16 protein-coding genes are annotated in these 15,710 nt (G+C 63.2%); 7 read left to right on the top strand and 9 right to left on the bottom strand.

Features of this window, described 5'->3' with window-relative positions:
- Positions 1–18: 18 nt before the first annotated feature.
- The 7 genes from dctP to ACNKFW_RS12570 form a co-directional block, all read right to left on the bottom strand.
- Positions 19–1,017 (bottom strand): TRAP transporter substrate-binding protein DctP, encoded by a 999-nt coding sequence (dctP, locus tag ACNKFW_RS12600; protein WP_418025362.1) that lies wholly within the window; start codon positions 1,015–1,017, stop codon positions 19–21.
- Positions 1,018–1,176: 159 nt separating this feature from the next.
- Positions 1,177–1,860 carry a GntR family transcriptional regulator gene (locus ACNKFW_RS12595; RefSeq protein ID WP_081762287.1) on the bottom strand — a complete coding sequence of 228 codons (684 nt, stop codon included), beginning with the start codon at positions 1,858–1,860 and terminating at the stop codon, positions 1,177–1,179.
- Positions 1,861–1,872: 12 nt separating this feature from the next.
- Entirely contained in the window at positions 1,873–2,340 is a 468-nt protein-coding gene (locus ACNKFW_RS12590) for a VOC family protein (RefSeq protein ID WP_024846013.1), read from the bottom strand.
- Complete coding sequence (locus ACNKFW_RS12585) at positions 2,337–3,443, bottom strand: mandelate racemase/muconate lactonizing enzyme family protein (RefSeq protein WP_024846014.1); 1,107 nt, start codon at positions 3,441–3,443, stop codon at positions 2,337–2,339. The genes ACNKFW_RS12590 and ACNKFW_RS12585 overlap by 4 nt, the downstream gene beginning before the upstream one ends.
- Positions 3,443–4,249: an SDR family NAD(P)-dependent oxidoreductase gene (locus ACNKFW_RS12580; RefSeq protein ID WP_024846015.1), complete on the bottom strand. Its 807-nt coding sequence runs from the start codon at positions 4,247–4,249 to the stop codon at positions 3,443–3,445. Before ACNKFW_RS12580 ends, ACNKFW_RS12585 begins: the two co-directional genes overlap by 1 nt.
- Before the next feature lies 1 nt (position 4,250).
- Positions 4,251–5,321, bottom strand: coding sequence for a glycerol dehydrogenase (locus ACNKFW_RS12575; protein WP_024846016.1), 1,071 nt, complete (start codon positions 5,319–5,321; stop codon positions 4,251–4,253).
- Between the two features lie 16 nt (positions 5,322–5,337).
- On the bottom strand, positions 5,338–6,162 hold the full coding sequence (locus tag ACNKFW_RS12570; protein ID WP_418025359.1) for a shikimate dehydrogenase family protein: 825 nt from the start codon (positions 6,160–6,162) through the stop codon (positions 5,338–5,340).
- 80 nt (positions 6,163–6,242) lie between these two features.
- On the opposite strand from ACNKFW_RS12570, the gene ACNKFW_RS12565 reads away from it, so the two are divergent.
- Positions 6,243–7,277 carry an L-idonate 5-dehydrogenase gene (locus ACNKFW_RS12565; RefSeq protein WP_024846018.1) on the top strand — a complete coding sequence of 345 codons (1,035 nt, stop codon included), beginning with the start codon at positions 6,243–6,245 and terminating at the stop codon, positions 7,275–7,277.
- Between the two features lie 53 nt (positions 7,278–7,330).
- Here the strand turns inward: ACNKFW_RS12565 and ACNKFW_RS12560 are convergent, their stop codons facing one another.
- Both ACNKFW_RS12560 and ACNKFW_RS12555 read right to left on the bottom strand, forming a co-directional pair.
- Complete coding sequence (locus ACNKFW_RS12560; RefSeq protein ID WP_418025357.1) at positions 7,331–8,311, bottom strand: transketolase family protein; 981 nt, start codon at positions 8,309–8,311, stop codon at positions 7,331–7,333.
- Positions 8,308–9,174 carry a transketolase gene (locus tag ACNKFW_RS12555; RefSeq protein WP_024846020.1) on the bottom strand — a complete coding sequence of 289 codons (867 nt, stop codon included), beginning with the start codon at positions 9,172–9,174 and terminating at the stop codon, positions 8,308–8,310. The genes ACNKFW_RS12560 and ACNKFW_RS12555 overlap by 4 nt, the downstream gene beginning before the upstream one ends.
- A 382-nt stretch (positions 9,175–9,556) precedes the next feature.
- On the opposite strand from ACNKFW_RS12555, the gene ACNKFW_RS12550 reads away from it, so the two are divergent.
- From ACNKFW_RS12550 to trbJ, 6 genes are all read left to right on the top strand, one after another.
- Positions 9,557–10,351, top strand: coding sequence for a LysR family transcriptional regulator (locus ACNKFW_RS12550; RefSeq protein ID WP_418025355.1), 795 nt, complete (start codon positions 9,557–9,559; stop codon positions 10,349–10,351).
- Between the two features lie 188 nt (positions 10,352–10,539).
- Complete coding sequence (trbB, locus tag ACNKFW_RS12545) at positions 10,540–11,544, top strand: P-type conjugative transfer ATPase TrbB (RefSeq protein WP_418025353.1); 1,005 nt, start codon at positions 10,540–10,542, stop codon at positions 11,542–11,544.
- Entirely contained in the window at positions 11,541–11,873 is a 333-nt protein-coding gene (locus tag ACNKFW_RS12540; protein WP_418025351.1) for a TrbC/VirB2 family protein, read from the top strand. The genes trbB and ACNKFW_RS12540 overlap by 4 nt, the downstream gene beginning before the upstream one ends.
- Before the next feature lie 66 nt (positions 11,874–11,939).
- Positions 11,940–12,233: a VirB3 family type IV secretion system protein gene (locus ACNKFW_RS12535; protein ID WP_418025350.1), complete on the top strand. Its 294-nt coding sequence runs from the start codon at positions 11,940–11,942 to the stop codon at positions 12,231–12,233.
- 12 nt (positions 12,234–12,245) lie between these two features.
- Positions 12,246–14,909, top strand: coding sequence for a conjugal transfer protein TrbE (gene trbE / locus ACNKFW_RS12530; RefSeq protein WP_418025348.1), 2,664 nt, complete (start codon positions 12,246–12,248; stop codon positions 14,907–14,909).
- Positions 14,906–15,691 carry a P-type conjugative transfer protein TrbJ gene (trbJ, locus tag ACNKFW_RS12525; RefSeq protein WP_418025346.1) on the top strand — a complete coding sequence of 262 codons (786 nt, stop codon included), beginning with the start codon at positions 14,906–14,908 and terminating at the stop codon, positions 15,689–15,691. Before trbE ends, trbJ begins: the two co-directional genes overlap by 4 nt.
- The last annotated feature ends 19 nt before the right edge of the window (positions 15,692–15,710 follow it).

Raw genomic sequence — 15,710 nt, 5'->3', positions numbered from 1 at the left:
ACGGATGTAGCGAACGGATCAGCTGATGATCTGGTTGATGCTGTCGTAAAGGCCGGGCGTCCATTCCGGGAAGTGGTTGGGCGTCTCGGCGGCGGCATCGAAGAAGCTGGCCTGATCCACGTCATTGAAGACCAGCCCGGCTTCTTCCAGCTTGGTGCGGTATTCCGATTCCAAGGCCACGATCTCGGGCTGACGGATGGCGGTGTAGTCGCGACCAACGGTATCCAGCGCTTTTTGCGCGGCCTCGGGCAGGCCTTCGTAGACCCGCTGCGACATCAGGATCGAGGTGGTAGCCACCAGATGCCCGGTCAGCGAAACATAGGGTTTGGTTTCATACCAGCGAGTCGAATAGATGACCGATAGTGGGCTTTCGGCTGCATCAGCGACACCCTGGCTCAGCGCAGTATAGGCTTCCGAGAAAGCGGTGTTGGTTATGTTGCCGCCCAAAACACGCCCTACCTCGTTCCACATCTTGGTGGGCGCGTTGCGGATCTTCAGGCCCTGGGTATCCGCGCGCTTTGCAACGGGACGACTGGTCAAGAGATGACGGGTGCCGAAGTAGGTCAGGGTCAGGATGCGGATGCCTTTAGCCTGCACTTCCTCTTCCCAGCCCCGCACCAGATCCGAGTTCCACAGTGCTCCAATGTCCTCAGGCTTCTTCAGCAGATAGGGCGCCATCATAGCGGCGAAATCAGACTTATAGTTGTAGAGATGCGTCGGATCGCTGTCCTGCAGGATCGGCGCACCACGCGACAGTGCCTCGATCATGTCGTTGGTTTTGCCCAGCGTTTCGGTTGGATAGATTTCGACTTTCAGCGTACCTTCCGCAGCCTCCTCGATACGGCGGCCGAAGTCCTGCCACATGCCAAAGCTGGGATCCTGGTTGCCGACAACCAGGTTCATCCGCAACAGTGTCGGTGTCTGTGCGCGCAGAATTGACGGTGTTGCGAGACCAGAGGCCAAGGCCGCACCACCAATTGCGAAGGTTTTCAGGAATTGTTTGCGTGTGACGTTCACTTGTCTTCCTCCCAAGACACGGAGCCGAATTCGTATCAGAGCCCCATCAGTTTCGATCGAACCCTTCATTTAAATATATGATGCATGATGGATCATCCGGTCAAGCTTTTTTGGGCATGGGCTGCCGCCATTGCAGCCCATCCTCGATCTTCTGCTTTTCTAGCGTGCGGCTGCCGTGCCCGTGGCGAGTTCCTGACCGATCTCTCGGATCAGATCCTCCGCCCATACGATGTCTTCCTGAATGGCCTTGCGGCTACGCTCCTGGTCGCCAGCAGCCAGTGCATCCAGAAGCTCATGATGCTTGTGCTCGTCGCTGGCGATTTCGCGGACGGGCATTCGGATATGGAACAGCCGCAACAGCGGACCAATCAGGGTCCACATGTTCTCACACAGCCCCATCAAAAGGGGCATGTTGGACATGCGCAGCAGAGCGAAATGAAAGTCTCTGTTCAGGATGCTGGCTTTGGCCGGATCGCGCGCGGCGGCCGCAATGAACTTGGCGTGGATTATCCGCAGTTCGTCGAGCTCCTTCGGTGTGATCCGCCCGGCAGCCTCGTAAGCTGCGCGGCCCTCGAGTTCGATGCGGATGGCTTGGACCTCGAGCAACTGGGCTGTGTCGAACCGCGGCACCTGGAATGATGTGGCGGCTCGCATCTGCAAGGCCCGCTCACTAACCAAACGGAAGATCGCCTCGCGAACTGGCGTGATCGAGGTCCCGTACTCCTCGGCCAAGCCCGAGATGGTCAGCCGCTCACCCGGCTCATACTGGCCGTTCATCAGGGCCAGTCGCAGGCTTTGGTAAAGCTGCTCGGACAAGCTTTGACGGACGACCTTTCCAGCCATGAACATTCCTCCTCAGGAGCGCGGTTTCTCGACGATCTCGATCAGGACACCGTGCGGGTCCATCATATATAATCCACGACGGCCCTTGGCGACACCCTCGGTAATGGCAACCATGCGGCCCTGCTCGCGGCCGCCACCCGCCAGGATCCGCGCTCGCAACGCGTCCACGTCCGATGTCATCAGACACACATGCGGTACGTTCCCCTGGGATGCACGTGGACTGGCCGCCTCGTCCTGAGGGGAGTCGAACTGGATGAATTCGATGTGCGTGCCGTGACCAAACAGATGCACCAGGCGCACCTGAGCCCCTTCGACGCCCATGAAGCCGCTGATCCATTCCTGGCGGCGTTCGCCGATGGGCTGCGCCTCGAAGCCCAACACATTCTGCCAGAAGTGCACCGACGCCTCGATATCGGTGGTTATAAAGCCAGTGTGATCGAAGCTAATATCGGGCAGCGGCGGCAAGGTTTCAGTAGTCATATCGTCAAGTCCTGTTGATGAGTGATGAAGCTTTCCAGCGCCTGCCAGTCCAATGCGAGACCGGCACCGGGGGTGATCGGGGCGACCAGCATGCCCCCCGCGATCTGCATCGGCTGCGTCAGAAAAGCGTCGATAGGGTCGGCCCCCAACTCGGGCAGGATCGCCTCGATCCGGGAAACCGTTTCATGGGCAAAGCCGAAATGTTGGTGCAATGTGGCAAACACATGCGGAATGACAGACTTGCCCAGCGTCCGTGCCAGCGCCAAACCGTCCAATGCATAGCCCACCCCGCCCGAAGCCGCGGCATCGATCCGCAGGATATCGCTGCCCTCGGCCATGTCGCGCAGGGCTGCCAGATTGACGGCATCCTCACCCAGGCACAGCGGCACCGAAGTCCGGCTGCGCAGTTCGGCCGCCACGCGCCAGTCGGTTGGAGCGACGGGATCTTCCAGAAACAGCGCGTTCATCCGCTCCGCCAAGTGACACCAGGGCAAGGCATCTGCGGTGCGGTGCCATGACCAGTGGGCATCCATTCCGAAGCGAACTCCGTCCGGCAAAACATCGGCCAATGCGGTGACGACCGCCGTGTCAAAGGCCAGATCGTTCCCGTCGATCATTACCTTGATCGTGCGGAAACCGCGGGCGGCAAGTGCGGCACCCTCTTGGGCGGCAACTTCGGGAGTCATTCCGTAGCCGATAACAGGCATCAGCTCGACCCTGTCCCGCAATGTTCCCAGCATGGCGTGCAACGGCAGCCGGACTGCCTGCGCATGGGCATCCCATAGCGCGATGTCGCACAGCGACACTCCTCGCACCATTGTGGCACGAGGCGCTGGCGTCGGCCCAAGAGCTGCACGCGCAAGCCGCGCCTTATCCCGCAAGGGCTGGCCCAGATAACGGCGTGCGGCCTCTGCCGCGATCTCGAACAGCGGCATCCCGCGGTCATAGCCATAGGCATAACCGGACGCTCCGTCCGATAATGTCAGCCGCACCGCGACATAGGCGCGCTCGGCGATCCTGACGGCACCTAGCCGCACCGGATTTTCCAATGGAACAACCAGCCGCCGGACCTCGGCGCGTGTGATCGTCTGGTCCAGAACCATCAGCTTGACGCCCCAAGGTTCTGTGTTTCCACCAAGAGCGAATTGCTGGTCATACCGCCATCGACCATCAGCAACTGCCCGGTCACGAAGCTGGCTGCGTCCGAGGCCAGAAAGACCGCCGTGCCGCCCAACTCCTCGGGCGCCGCCCACCGGGCCATCGGCGTGCGGTCCGTAACTGTCTTTTCGAACGGCGTTCCAAGGACGTGGCGGTTCATCTCCGTCAGGATATAGCCCGGTCCGATCGAGTTGACGGTGATGTTGTGCGGCCCCAGTTCGGCCGCAAGTCCCCGCGTCAGGCCCAGAACGCCATGCTTGGCCGCAACGTAGGAGATCACTCCAGGCCTGGACGAGATCGACATGACCGATCCGGTGTTGATGATACGGCCCCTGCCCTGCGCCTTCATGGGGCGCGCGCAGGCCCGCGCCATGGCATAGACCGCGTTCAGGTTGATGTCGATCACGCGGGCGAAATCGGGCATCTCGTGATCCTCGATAGGCGCTCGGATAAGGATGCCCGCGTTGTTCATCAGGATGTCCAAGCGCCCAGTGCGCGCGACGATGCCGTCAACAGCCGCGTCCAGACCAGCGAAATCAGTCACACTGAAGACCGCCGGACTGGCCTTGCCACCTGCGTTTTCAATGGCGTCGCAGGCTTCCTCGGCCATGTCTGGGCGCAGGTCGTTTACGACCACGTGTGCCCCGGCTTTGGCCAATGCCTGAGCAAAAGCCAGACCAATGCCCCGCCCCGCGCCGGTGACCAGTGCAGTCCGCCCTTCCAGGGAAAATTGTTCCAGGCTGGCGGTCATCTTATGCGGCCTCGATCCGTTCAATGGCGGCCGCGATATCGCTGGCACCAATGGCACGATTGAACTTCTTCATGTGGGCGGCTTCCGCCGAAACGTCAGCAATGGTCTGCACGACCGAATTAGATGCCTGGTCAGCCCCCAGCTGTGACAGTTTCAGCGGTAGCTGCGCATCGCGATAGAACGCGCGCATGTCGTCCATGAAGGAGGCATCGCGATTTTCCAGTTCCAGCTGCACCAATAGACCGTAGGCGACCTGATGGCCGTGCAGCGCATTGGCCACGCCGGGAACGGCAGACAGGCCGCGTGTCATGCCGTGGCTAACCGACAGCCCGCCGCTTTCGAAGGCAAGTCCGCTCATCAGCACACTGGCCTCGACCAATGCCTCGAAAGCCGCGTTGGGAGTGCCTGCCGCGTGAGCCTTGTAGGCCTCTGTCAGGTTCTCGCGGACCGTGTCGTAACAAGCGCGCGCCAGCGCCAGCGCTGTGCGCGGCGAGGCCGCGCCAAAGACGTTCTTGCCGCCCGCACCAATGCACTGCTCCACCTCGAACACCTTAACCAGCGCGTCTCCGACACCCGCCGACAGCAGTTCCAGCGGCGCCTTGATGATGACGTCGGTGTCGACAAGCACCAGTTCGGGATTGCCCTTGTTTTCCTCAACACCGACAAGCTTGTGATCGGCGTCATAGACCACCGCGATATGGCTGGTTGGCGAGTCGTTCGAAGCGACAGTCGGCACCGAAACAAAAGCTGCCCCAATGTCGCGTGCCACGATCTTGCCGGTATCGATGGTTTTGCCTCCGCCCGCACCGATCACGACCTGCGGCCTGTCGCTGCCAATCCGGGCCACGATTCTAGCGATTTCGTCATAGGTGATTTCCCCGCCAAAGGGGATAATGGTCAGGCCCACGCCTTCGGCCGCGGCGCTGTCACGGATGGCGGCGCCGCAGATCTCCAGGACGCGGCTGTCGGCGATCAGAACGGCGGATTTGCCGATGACAGCCAATTCCTGCCCGATGCGGGACAAGACTCCTGGTCCCTGGACATAGCGGCGCGGTGCTCCGAATACGATCATGGTTTCCTCCGATAATTCAGTCTTTGTTCAGCTCGGTGGCGTCGCGCGCCGTCCCCAGTACGAAGTCGATGAAAGGATCGATTTGGCCAGTGATCATCGCCTCGCCCGGAACCGTTGCGGCTCCACGATCGGCGGCCTCTTGCAGAAGCGGTGTCACCTTCGGGACCATGACCACCTCGGCCACGGTCATGCCGGGTGTGATCAGATCGGCCGGAATGGGCAGGGCATCACCGTCATGCATACCAAGCGAGGTAGCGTTGACGGCAAGGTCGAACTCTGTCGGATCGGCCTGCCCCACCTCAAGCGCTACACTGCCTGATCCAAGCTGACGCAGGCGATCTACCATGGCCTCGGCCCTGGCGGCGGTGCGGTTGGCTACACGCAAGCGGGTCACGCCCGCCTCGATCAGTGCCGCGGCGATTGCCAGCGCCACGCCGCCCGCTCCCACGATCAATGCCGATCGACCCTGTAAGGCAATACCACGTTCGCGAAGCCCGCCTACGAAGCCTTCCCCATCAAGGATGCGTCCAGTGAGGGTACCATCAGCCTCTCGCCGGATGACATTGGCCACCTGCAGGGTTTCGGCCACTCCTTCCAGACGGTCGCAAAGGCGCGCGCAGGTTTCCTTGTGTGGGATCGTGACAATGGCACCCGCCAGGCTCTCGGCATGGCGCAGGGCATTCATTGTCAGCGCCAAATGGTCGGGCTTAACCTGCCACGGCACCAGAACGGCATTTACCTGTCGTGCAACGCAACGCGGATTGAATCGCTGAGGCGTCTGCAGGTGTGCGGCAGGACAAGCCAGATGCACCAGAACCGCTGTCTTGCCGTCGATAGTCATTGCCCCTCCGCTTGCTACCAAACATCATGCATGATATTTTATGATGGTCAAGCCGTACATCCGCGCATGGAGGAACAGAAATGTCGGAGACGTTGATACTTGAAAGCCCCGGCACGCTGCATGCTGAGACGCGGCAGGTGCCGGAACCCGGCCTGGGCGAGGTGCGCGTGCGCATGGCCTTTGCCGGCATCTGCGGATCGGATCTGCACTACTTCCTGCACGGAGGCTTCGGCAAGGTTCGCATGCAGCGTCCGATGGTCCTGGGTCATGAAAGCTGCGGCACAATCGAGGCAGTGGGGGACGGTGTCGATCCCGCCCGGCTCGGGCAGCCCGTCGCGGTCAATCCTTCCCTGTCATGCGGTGAATGCGTCGAATGCCGTGCAGGGCGCGCACGGTTTTGCACCGACATGCGTTTCATGGGCAGCGCCATGCGCAATCCGCCGGTGGAGGGTGCGTTTCGCCAGCATGTCGTCTGCACCGCGGTCCAGGCTGTACCCTTCGCCGGAGTAGCGCTGGAGGAAGCTGCACTGGCCGAGCCGCTGGCCGTCTGCCTGCATGCCATCGCGCAGGCCGAAGATTTGATGGGTAAGCGTGTGCTGATCACGGGTTTCGGGCCGATAGGCGCCTTATGCCTGCTGGCTGCCCGCTACGCAGGTGCGGCACATATTACGGTCACGGATGTCTCTGAGGGCGCGCTGGATCTGGCCCGCAGGCTGGGAGCGGACGATGCCTTCAACAGCACGCAACCGGCCGCATTGGATGGCCTGACGCAGGGTCGTGGACAGGTGGACGTGTCTCTGGAATGTTCGGCGCATCCTTCGGCTATCGCGGATGCCATTGCGTCCACGCGACCCTGCGGAACGGTCGTGCAGGTCGGCATGCTGGGTGCCGAGACCACTGCTCCGCTGACGCATGTGGTGACAAAGGAACTGAACTTCCGCGGCACGTTCCGCTTTGATATCGAGTTCGCCGAGGCCGTAGACCTGATTGCGTCGCGCAGCATCGACGTGCGGCCGCTGATCTCGCAGCGCCTGCCCCTGTCCGCTGCGGCCGAAGCCTTTGCCTTGGCGCAGGATCGCAGCAAGTCGATGAAGGTGTTGTTCGATCTGGCCTGAATGCAAAAAGGCGGCCCGTTCGAGCGCCGCCCTTCCTGATGCCAATGCTCGGGTTACAGCAGCGTCTGCGCGACCTCCCGAATGCCATCGCCATCCAGCTTGTAATGCTGGTAAAGTCGCATCGGAGGCGAGATCAGCGCATATTCATCAATGATCCCGTGACGTTTCAGCCGAGCCTTGACGGGGTTTTCGGCCATGACTTCGGCGACCGCCGAACCGAGGCCGCCCATGATGTTATGTTCCTCGACCGTCAAGACAATGCGCGAGTTGTTTGCGGCTTCCAGGACAGCAGCCTCGTCCAGCGGCTTGATCGTGTGCATGTCGATCAAGCCCGCCGAATGCCCCGCCTTGTTCAGCGCATCGACCGCAGCCTTTGCCCCGTGAACCGCCATGCCGCAGGCGATAATGGTGATGTCCTTGCCAATGCCATGGATCTTGGCTTTGCCCAACTCGAAAGGCTCGTCATCACCATAGACGACCGGATCGTGTCCACGTCCAATACGGAAATAGATCGGTTGGGGATAGGTAGCCGAGTGACGTAGCAACTGGCGGAACTGCGCCCCGTCGGCGGGAGACACGACCGCCAGATCTGCGATGGCCCGCATGGTCGAGATGTCTTCAGTCGCGTGATGAGAGGTGCCGTAGAACCCCATCGAAATGCCGGTATGATGCCCGATCAGGCGCACGGGCTGCGCGCAGTAGGCTACGTCCATGCGGATCTGCTCGCAGGTCAGCAAACCCAGGAAGGACGCGAAGGTCGCGACGTATGGGATCATCCCGGTCGTAGCCATGCCCGCCGCGGCCGACACCATGTTCTGTTCCGAGATGCCAAATTGCACGAAGCGGTTCGGATAGGCTTCCGCAAATTTCACGAGCCCGTTCGAATGCTGAAGATCGGCCGTGCCTGCGGCGACAGGATGGCCCTGCCCCACAAGTTCGATCAGCGTGTCAGCCAGAACCGATAGGCTAGGCGCGCGCTTGTTCAGGTCACGATATTGCCAGCTTTCCGGCGTGAAATTCGGCTTGACGTTCACAGCGCACCTCCGGTGATCCGCGTGTTCAGGATGGTCTGGCGGGCTTTTTCACTGTCCTCGCGCGACAGATAGCCCAAGTGCCAACCCGGTTCAGTTTCCATGTAGTCGATGCCGCGACCCTTCACCGTCTTCGCGATGATGCAGCATGGCTTTTCGCGGGACTTGTCGGATTTCACCCGACGCAGCAGCGAGGTCAGCGCCACGATGTCGTGACCGTCGACCTCATGCACTTCCCAGCCAAAGGCGCGCCATTTCTCATCGAGAGGCTCAATTGCCATGACATCGTCGACCTTGCCGTCAAGTTGGTAGCCATTGCGGTCGATAATGGCGATAACGTTGGACAACTTGTGGCTGGCGGCCGAAATGGCGGCCTCCCATACTTGGCCCTCCTGCATCTCGCCATCGCCCAGCATGACGAAGACATCGAACTGCAGGTCCTGCATCCGGCCGCCAAGCGCCATGCCAACACCGTTCGACAGTGCATGCCCGATGGAGCCGGAACTGAAGTCCACGCCCGGCACCTTGCGCATGTCGGGGTGATCCCCCAGCGGGCTCCCAAGCCGGGTGTAGCTGTCCAACCATTCGGTCGGGAAATAGCCTTTGTCGGCGAGGATCGGGAACAGTCCGACAGCCGCATGGCCCTTGCCCATCAGGAAGCGATCGCGCAACGGCCAGCCGGGATCGTCCGAGATGTTCATGACATCATAGTAGAGCGACGAGAAGATCTCGGCACAGGAGAAGACCGACGAGTAGTGGCCGACCTTCGCGATCTCGATCAGCCGAATGGTTTCCAATCGGACGAATTGTGCCCGCTCTTCCAGGCGCTCAGCCTGCTCTGATGAAATGTCGACGTTGTCCGTCACAACGGCCCTCCATGTACGTGAGTTCGGTGCCGCATCACTGCGGTGTTCAAAGCATTACAACACAAACTCAAAACTGGTCAAGCATCATGCATGATATATGATATTAACAGAAATGGTTTAGATGTGGTGTAACGGCAATCGTTATCGATGATCCGGCATCACCTGGAACATTATGACGCTTATCCCGGCGATATGGAGGCATGCCGTAACTTCTGTTGCAGCAGCTTAAGAGGTAGGGGCAAGTTGTAACTCTTGCAGCTGCGCCTGCTCGATGGGCTAGGCCTCGTCCCGGCGCGCCCGGTCGGACTGCCGCGTGGGATCTGGACGCCGATCGGGGGCACTCTTCAACGCCGATTGACAACTGAACGTCCAGCAACCGATCGTGAGTCGGCGGATCCGCGAACTCGAAGAGGAGCTCGGCACCGCGCTGTTCGATCGGTCCACCGCGGGCGCGAAACTGACCCCGGTCGGCGAGGACTTTGCCGCCATGGCCGCGCGTATCCTCAATGATCTCCAACGGTTGAGTAACCGCACGCGGGCTGCCGTGCAGGGTCGGCGTGGCAACGTGTCGCTGGGGTTCTACAAATCGCTCTCCTCGGGAGGTTTCCGCACCACCTTGCGCCGGTGCCGCGAGAACCGTCCCGATATCGGCCTCGACCTGCGGGAGGCGCCTTTCGCCGAACTGATGGCCGATCTCCATTCCGGCAAGCTCGATGTCGCGGTCATCCTCGGCGATCCGGACCGCTGCCCGGTTCTGCACACCATGGCGATCGGCACCGAGCAGTTGATGGTCGCCCTGCCGGCGGAACATCCGCTGGCCGGAAACCCCGTCGTCTACTGGTCCGACCTGAAGGGAGAGCGGTTCCTGATCTCGCATCAGGATCCCGGATCCGATATCCGCAACATCCTGATCGCCAAGCTGGCCGCACCATCGGACGGACCTGATATCGCCAACCTGCATCTGAGCCGTGAGAGCATCCTCAGCCTGGTCGGCGCGGGCGAAGGCATCAGCCTGCAATGCGAATGCGCGAGCGGCCTGACGGGTCTCGGGGCGGTGTTCCGACCGGTGCATGATGGCAACGGCGCAACCCGGATCGGCTATATCGCCTGCTGGCATCCTGATAATGGCAACCCGGCGCTGCAAACCTTTCTCGAAGCGTTGAAATCGGGAACGTGAGTCGTTCGGGGAGACGGCTTTCCATCATATGTCAGGCAGCCGTGCCGCAGGCTTCCTGTATTTTTTCGCTCCCCTACGCTCCTCTTCGATTTTGAGAAGACAGCTGTTGCTTCGCTGCGTTTCGAGGCTCTCTTAGTCGACCCCATCCGGGGCCTTCCTCTCGCCGCCCCGGGGGAACGGGGGACGGGATGGCAGGTTCGGACCACATCGAGGCAAGGGTGGAGCGCGGCGCCCGCATGCTCCGCACCGCGCTCGGACCTGCCATCTCCGCCCTCTTGCGGGATCCCGACATCGTCGAGGTGATGCTGAACCCGGACGGCCGAATCTGGGTCGACCGGCTGCGCGACGGACTCGCCGATACCGGCCAGGTCCTGTCCCCTGCCGATGGCGAACGCATCATCCGCCTCGTCGCGCATCATGTCGATGCCGAGGTCCATGCCCGGTCCCCGCGCGTCTCGGCGGAACTGCCCGAGACCGGGGAACGTTTCGAGGGGCTGCTGCCGCCGGTGGTCGCGGCGCCCGCCTTCGCCATCCGCAAGCCTGCCGTCGCGGTGTTCACGCTCGACGACTACGTCGGTGCCGGGATCATGACCCGGATGCAGGCCGAAGCGCTGCGGCTCGGCGTGGCCACCCGCGCCAATATCCTCGTCGCCGGCGGCACCTCGACCGGCAAGACCACGCTGACCAATGCGCTGCTGGCCGAAGTGGCGAAGACGCAGGACCGCGTCGTCATCATCGAGGACACGCGGGAATTGCAATGCGCGGCGCCCAACCTGGTGGCGATGCGGACCAAGGACGGCGTCGCGACGCTTTCCGATCTGGTGCGCTCCTCGCTGCGTCTGCGCCCCGACCGCATCCCGATCGGCGAGGTGCGCGGCGCCGAGGCGCTGGATCTGCTGAAGGCCTGGGGCACCGGCCATCCCGGCGGCATCGGCACCATCCATGCCGGATCCGGCATCGGAGCCCTGCGCCGCCTCGAACAGCTGATCCAGGAAGCTGTGGTCACCGTGCCGCGCGCCCTGATCGCCGAGACCGTGGATCTGGTCGCGGTGCTGTCCGGACGCGGCGGCAATCGCCGCCTGACCGAACTCGCCCGCGTCGAAGGACTCGATCCGCACGGCGACTACCGCATCGTTCCCGTCATTCCCGACACGGACACGCCCCCCACAGCAAATACCGGAGAAACTCCATGATCCATTATGCCTTGAAGATTCGTCGCCAGATCGCGGCAGCCGCCAGCTTCGCCTATGCCGGCCTGATGCTGGCGCCCGCCGCCCACGCCGCCGGGTCTTCGATGCCCTGGGAGGCGCCGCTGCAATCGATCCTCGATTCCGTCGAGGGGCCGGTCGCGAAGATCGTGGCGGTGATCATCATCATCGTCACCGGGCTGACCCTGGCCTTCGGCGATACCGGCGGCGGTTTCCGCCGGCTGATCCAGATCGTCTTCGGCATCTCCATCGCCTTCGCCGCCTCCAGCTTCTTCCTCAGCTTTTTCAGCTTCGGCGGCGGGGCGCTGGTTTGATGATGACGACTGGTGCGGCGAAGACGCACGCGAGGCCCCAGTGGGGCGTCGCGAAGGAGGAACGCCATGAGCAGTAGCGAATGGCAGGGCTTCGAACAGCTTTCCGAGGTTCCCGGCTTTTCCGTCCCGGTGCATCGCGCCCTGACCGAACCGATCCTGCTCGGCGGCGCGCCCCGAGCCATCGCCATCCTCAACGGCACGCTGGCCGGCGCTGTCGGCCTCGGCCTCCAGCTCTGGCTCGCCGGGATCCTGATCTGGGCGGTCGGGCATCTCGCGGCCGTCTGGGCGGCAAAGCGCGATCCGCTCTTCGTGGAAGTCGGGCGGCGGCATCTGCGCCTTCCCGGCCATCTCGCGGTATGACGGAGCCCCACGATGATGAACCTCGCCGAATACCGCCGCACCGCCTCCCGCCTCGCCGATTATCTGCCCTGGGCGGCACTGGTCGCGCCCGGCGTGGTGCTGAACAAGGACGGCTCGTTCCAGCGCACCGCCCGGTTTCGCGGCCCCGATCTGGATTCCGCCGTCGCCGCCGAACTGGTGGCGGTGGCCGGCCGGCTCAACAACGCCTTCCGCCGCCTCGGCTCGGGCTGGGCCATCTTCGTCGAGGCGCAACGCTCGGAAGCCGCGACCTATCCGGACAGCCGCTTCCCCGATCCGGCCTCGGCGCTGATCGATGCCGAGCGGAAAGCCGATTTCGAACAGGAAGGCAGCCATTTCGTCTCGGACTATTTTCTCACCCTGCTCTGGCTGCCGCCGGCCGAAGAGGCGGCCCGCGCGGAAAGCTGGCTCTACGAGGGCCGCGAGACATCTGGGGTGAATCCCTGGGAACTGCTGCGCGGTTTCATCGACCGCAGCGACCGGGTGCTGGCGCTGCTCGACGGCTTCATGCCGGAATGCCGCTGGCTCGACGATCCAGAGACGCTGACCTATCTGCATTCCACCATCTCCACCAACCGGCAGCGCCTGCGCGTGCCGGAAGTGCCGATGCATCTCGACGCCCTGCTCGCCGACCAGCCGCTGACCGGCGGGCTGGAGCCGCGGCTCGGCGAGCAGCATCTGCGGGTGCTGACCATCACCGGCTTTCCGACCGCGACGACGCCCGGCATTCTCGACGAGCTGAACCGCATCGCCTTTCCGTACCGCTGGTCGACCCGCGCCATCCTTATCGACAAGACCGATGCGACGAAACTGCTGACGAAGATCCGGCGGCAATGGTTCGCCAAGCGCAAGAGCATCGCCGCCATCCTGAAGGAGGTGATGACCAGCGAGCCCGCGGCCCTGGTCGATACCGATGCCGCCAACAAGGCCACCGACGCCGACATGGCCTTGCAGGAACTCGGCGCGGATGTGGCCGGCATGGGTTATGTCACCGCGACGATCACCGTCTGGGACGCGGACGCCAGCATCGCCGACGAGAAGCTGCGGCTGGTCGAGAAACTGGTGCAGGGCCACGACTTCACCGCGATGATCGAGACTGTGAACTCGGTGGACGCCTGGCTCGGCTCGCTACCGGGACATGCCTATGCCAATGTGCGCCAGCCGCCGATCAGCACTTTGAATCTCGCCCATATGGTGCCGTTGAGCGCCGTTTGGGCCGGCGAGGGGTCGGACGAGCATTTCGATGCACCCCCTTTGCTCTTTGGAAAGACCGAAGGCGCGACGCCGTTCCGCTTCTCGCTGCATGTCGGCGATGTCGGCCATACCCTCGTGGTCGGTCCGACCGGGGCGGGCAAGTCGGTGCTCTTGGCGCTGATGGCGCTGCAGTTCCGCCGCTACGAAAGATCGCAGATCTTTGCCTTCGATTTCGGCGGCTCGATCCGGGCGGCGGCGCTGGCCATGGGCGGCGACTGGCATGATCTCGGCGGCGGGTTGTCCGAGGATGCGGAGAATTCCGTCGCCCTGCAGCCGCTGGCCCGCATCGACGATGCGGCCGAACGGGCATGGGCGGCGGACTGGATTTCCGCCATCCTAATGCGCGAAGGCATCGCCATCACCCCAGAGGTGAAGGAGCATCTCTGGACAGCGCTGACCTCGCTGGCCTCGGCGCCGGTCGGAGAACGCACCATCACCGGCCTCGCGGTGCTGCTGCAATCCAACGATCTGAAGCAGGCGCTGCGCCCTTATTGCATCGGCGGCCCCTATGGCCGGCTGCTCGACGCCGAGGCGGAACATCTGGGCTCCGCCTCGGTGCAGGCCTTCGAAATCGAGGGACTTGTGGGGACGGGCGCGGCGCCGGCCGTGCTGTCCTACCTGTTCCACCGCATCGGCGATCGGCTCGACGGCCGCCCGACGCTGCTGATCATCGACGAGGGCTGGCTGGCGCTGGACGACGAGGGGTTTTCCGGCCAGCTGCGCGAATGGCTGAAGACGCTCAGGAAGAAGAACGCTTCGGTCGTCTTCGCCACGCAATCGCTGTCGGACATCGATGGTAGCAACATCGCGCCGGCGATCATCGAGAGTTGCCCGACCCGGCTTCTGCTGCCCAACGAACGCGCCATCGAACCGCAGATCACTGCCATCTATCGCCGCTTCGGCCTCAACGACCGCCAGATCGAGATCCTGGCGCGGGCGACGCCGAAGCGGGATTATTATTGCCAGTCCCGGCGCGGCAACCGACTCTTCGAGCTGGGGCTTTCCGAAATCGGCCTCGCGCTTTGCGCCACCTCGTCCAAATCCGATCAGGCGCGCATCGCCGCGATCTACGCGGAGCACGGCCGCAAGGGTTTCCTGGCCGGCTGGCTGCGCGACCGCGGTGTGGACTGGGCGGCCGAGTTGATCCCGGATCTCGGCAATCTGACGCCGGAGGAAGCCGGCATGCTTGCATCCGAGCAATCCAGCTCAGAAACGGCACTCGCTGATCGCCGGGTGGAACCGGCCGATACCGGGTTCACCGACGCGAAGACTGGGTTTCCCGATCCCGCGGCAGAGGCAGAGGCAGAGGCAGAGGCAGAGGACGGATCTGCCGACACCGGAGCCGCATCCACCCCCACAGAAGCAGGACCAGAAACAAGCGCAGAAAAGGAGATCGCGCCATGACGCGCAGACCATCCATGATCACCCGTTCCATCAGCACGGCACTGGCCCTTGCGCTGGCGGCACCCCTGGCGCTGGCGCCTGTCCTGACGAACCCGGCCCATGCCTTCTTCGGCGGCAGTTTCGGACGGATCGTCTACGATCCGACCAACCATGCCGAGAACCTGCTGACCGCGGCCCGCACGCTGGAGCAGATCAACAACCAGATCGCCTCGCTGCAGAACGAGGCGCAGATGCTGATCAACCAGGCCCGCGATCTCGCCAGTCTGCCGCATAGCTCGCTGCAGCAGCTGCAGCAGAACGTCACCCGCACCCAGCAGCTGCTCGACGAGGCCCAAAACATCGCCTTCGAGGTGCAGGAGGTCGACCAGGCATTCGAGCAGGAATACGGCACGCCCGACCTGTCGATGTCGGAGCAGCAGCTCCTCACCGATGCCCGGACGCGCTGGAGCAACACCATGGGCGGGTTGCAGGACGCCATGCGCGTTCAGGCCGGCGTCACAAACAATATCGAGGTGCAGCGGGCCGAGATGGCCACGCTGGTCGAGCAGAGCCAGGGCGCGACAGGTGCCCTGCAGGCCAGCCAGGCCGGCAACCAGCTGCTGGCCCTGCAATCGCAGCAGCTCTCCGACCTGACCGCGCTGCTGGCGGCAACCGGCCGGGCCGAGGCGCTGAGCGAGGCCGAACGCGCGGCGGCGGCCGAACAGGGCCGCATCCAGCGCGAACGGTTTCTGACCCCCGGCACCGGCTACCAGCCCGGCAATGCCCGGATGTTCAACGACTGACGGACCAGGGAGGCTCAAC

The sequence above is a fragment of the Paracoccus sp. TD-10 genome (genome assembly GCF_048270675.1).
In the GTDB taxonomy this organism is placed as follows: domain Bacteria; phylum Pseudomonadota; class Alphaproteobacteria; order Rhodobacterales; family Rhodobacteraceae; genus Paracoccus; species Paracoccus pantotrophus.
Note: the sequence above shows the minus strand (reverse complement) of the source record. Positions and strands in the feature narration are given on the sequence as shown.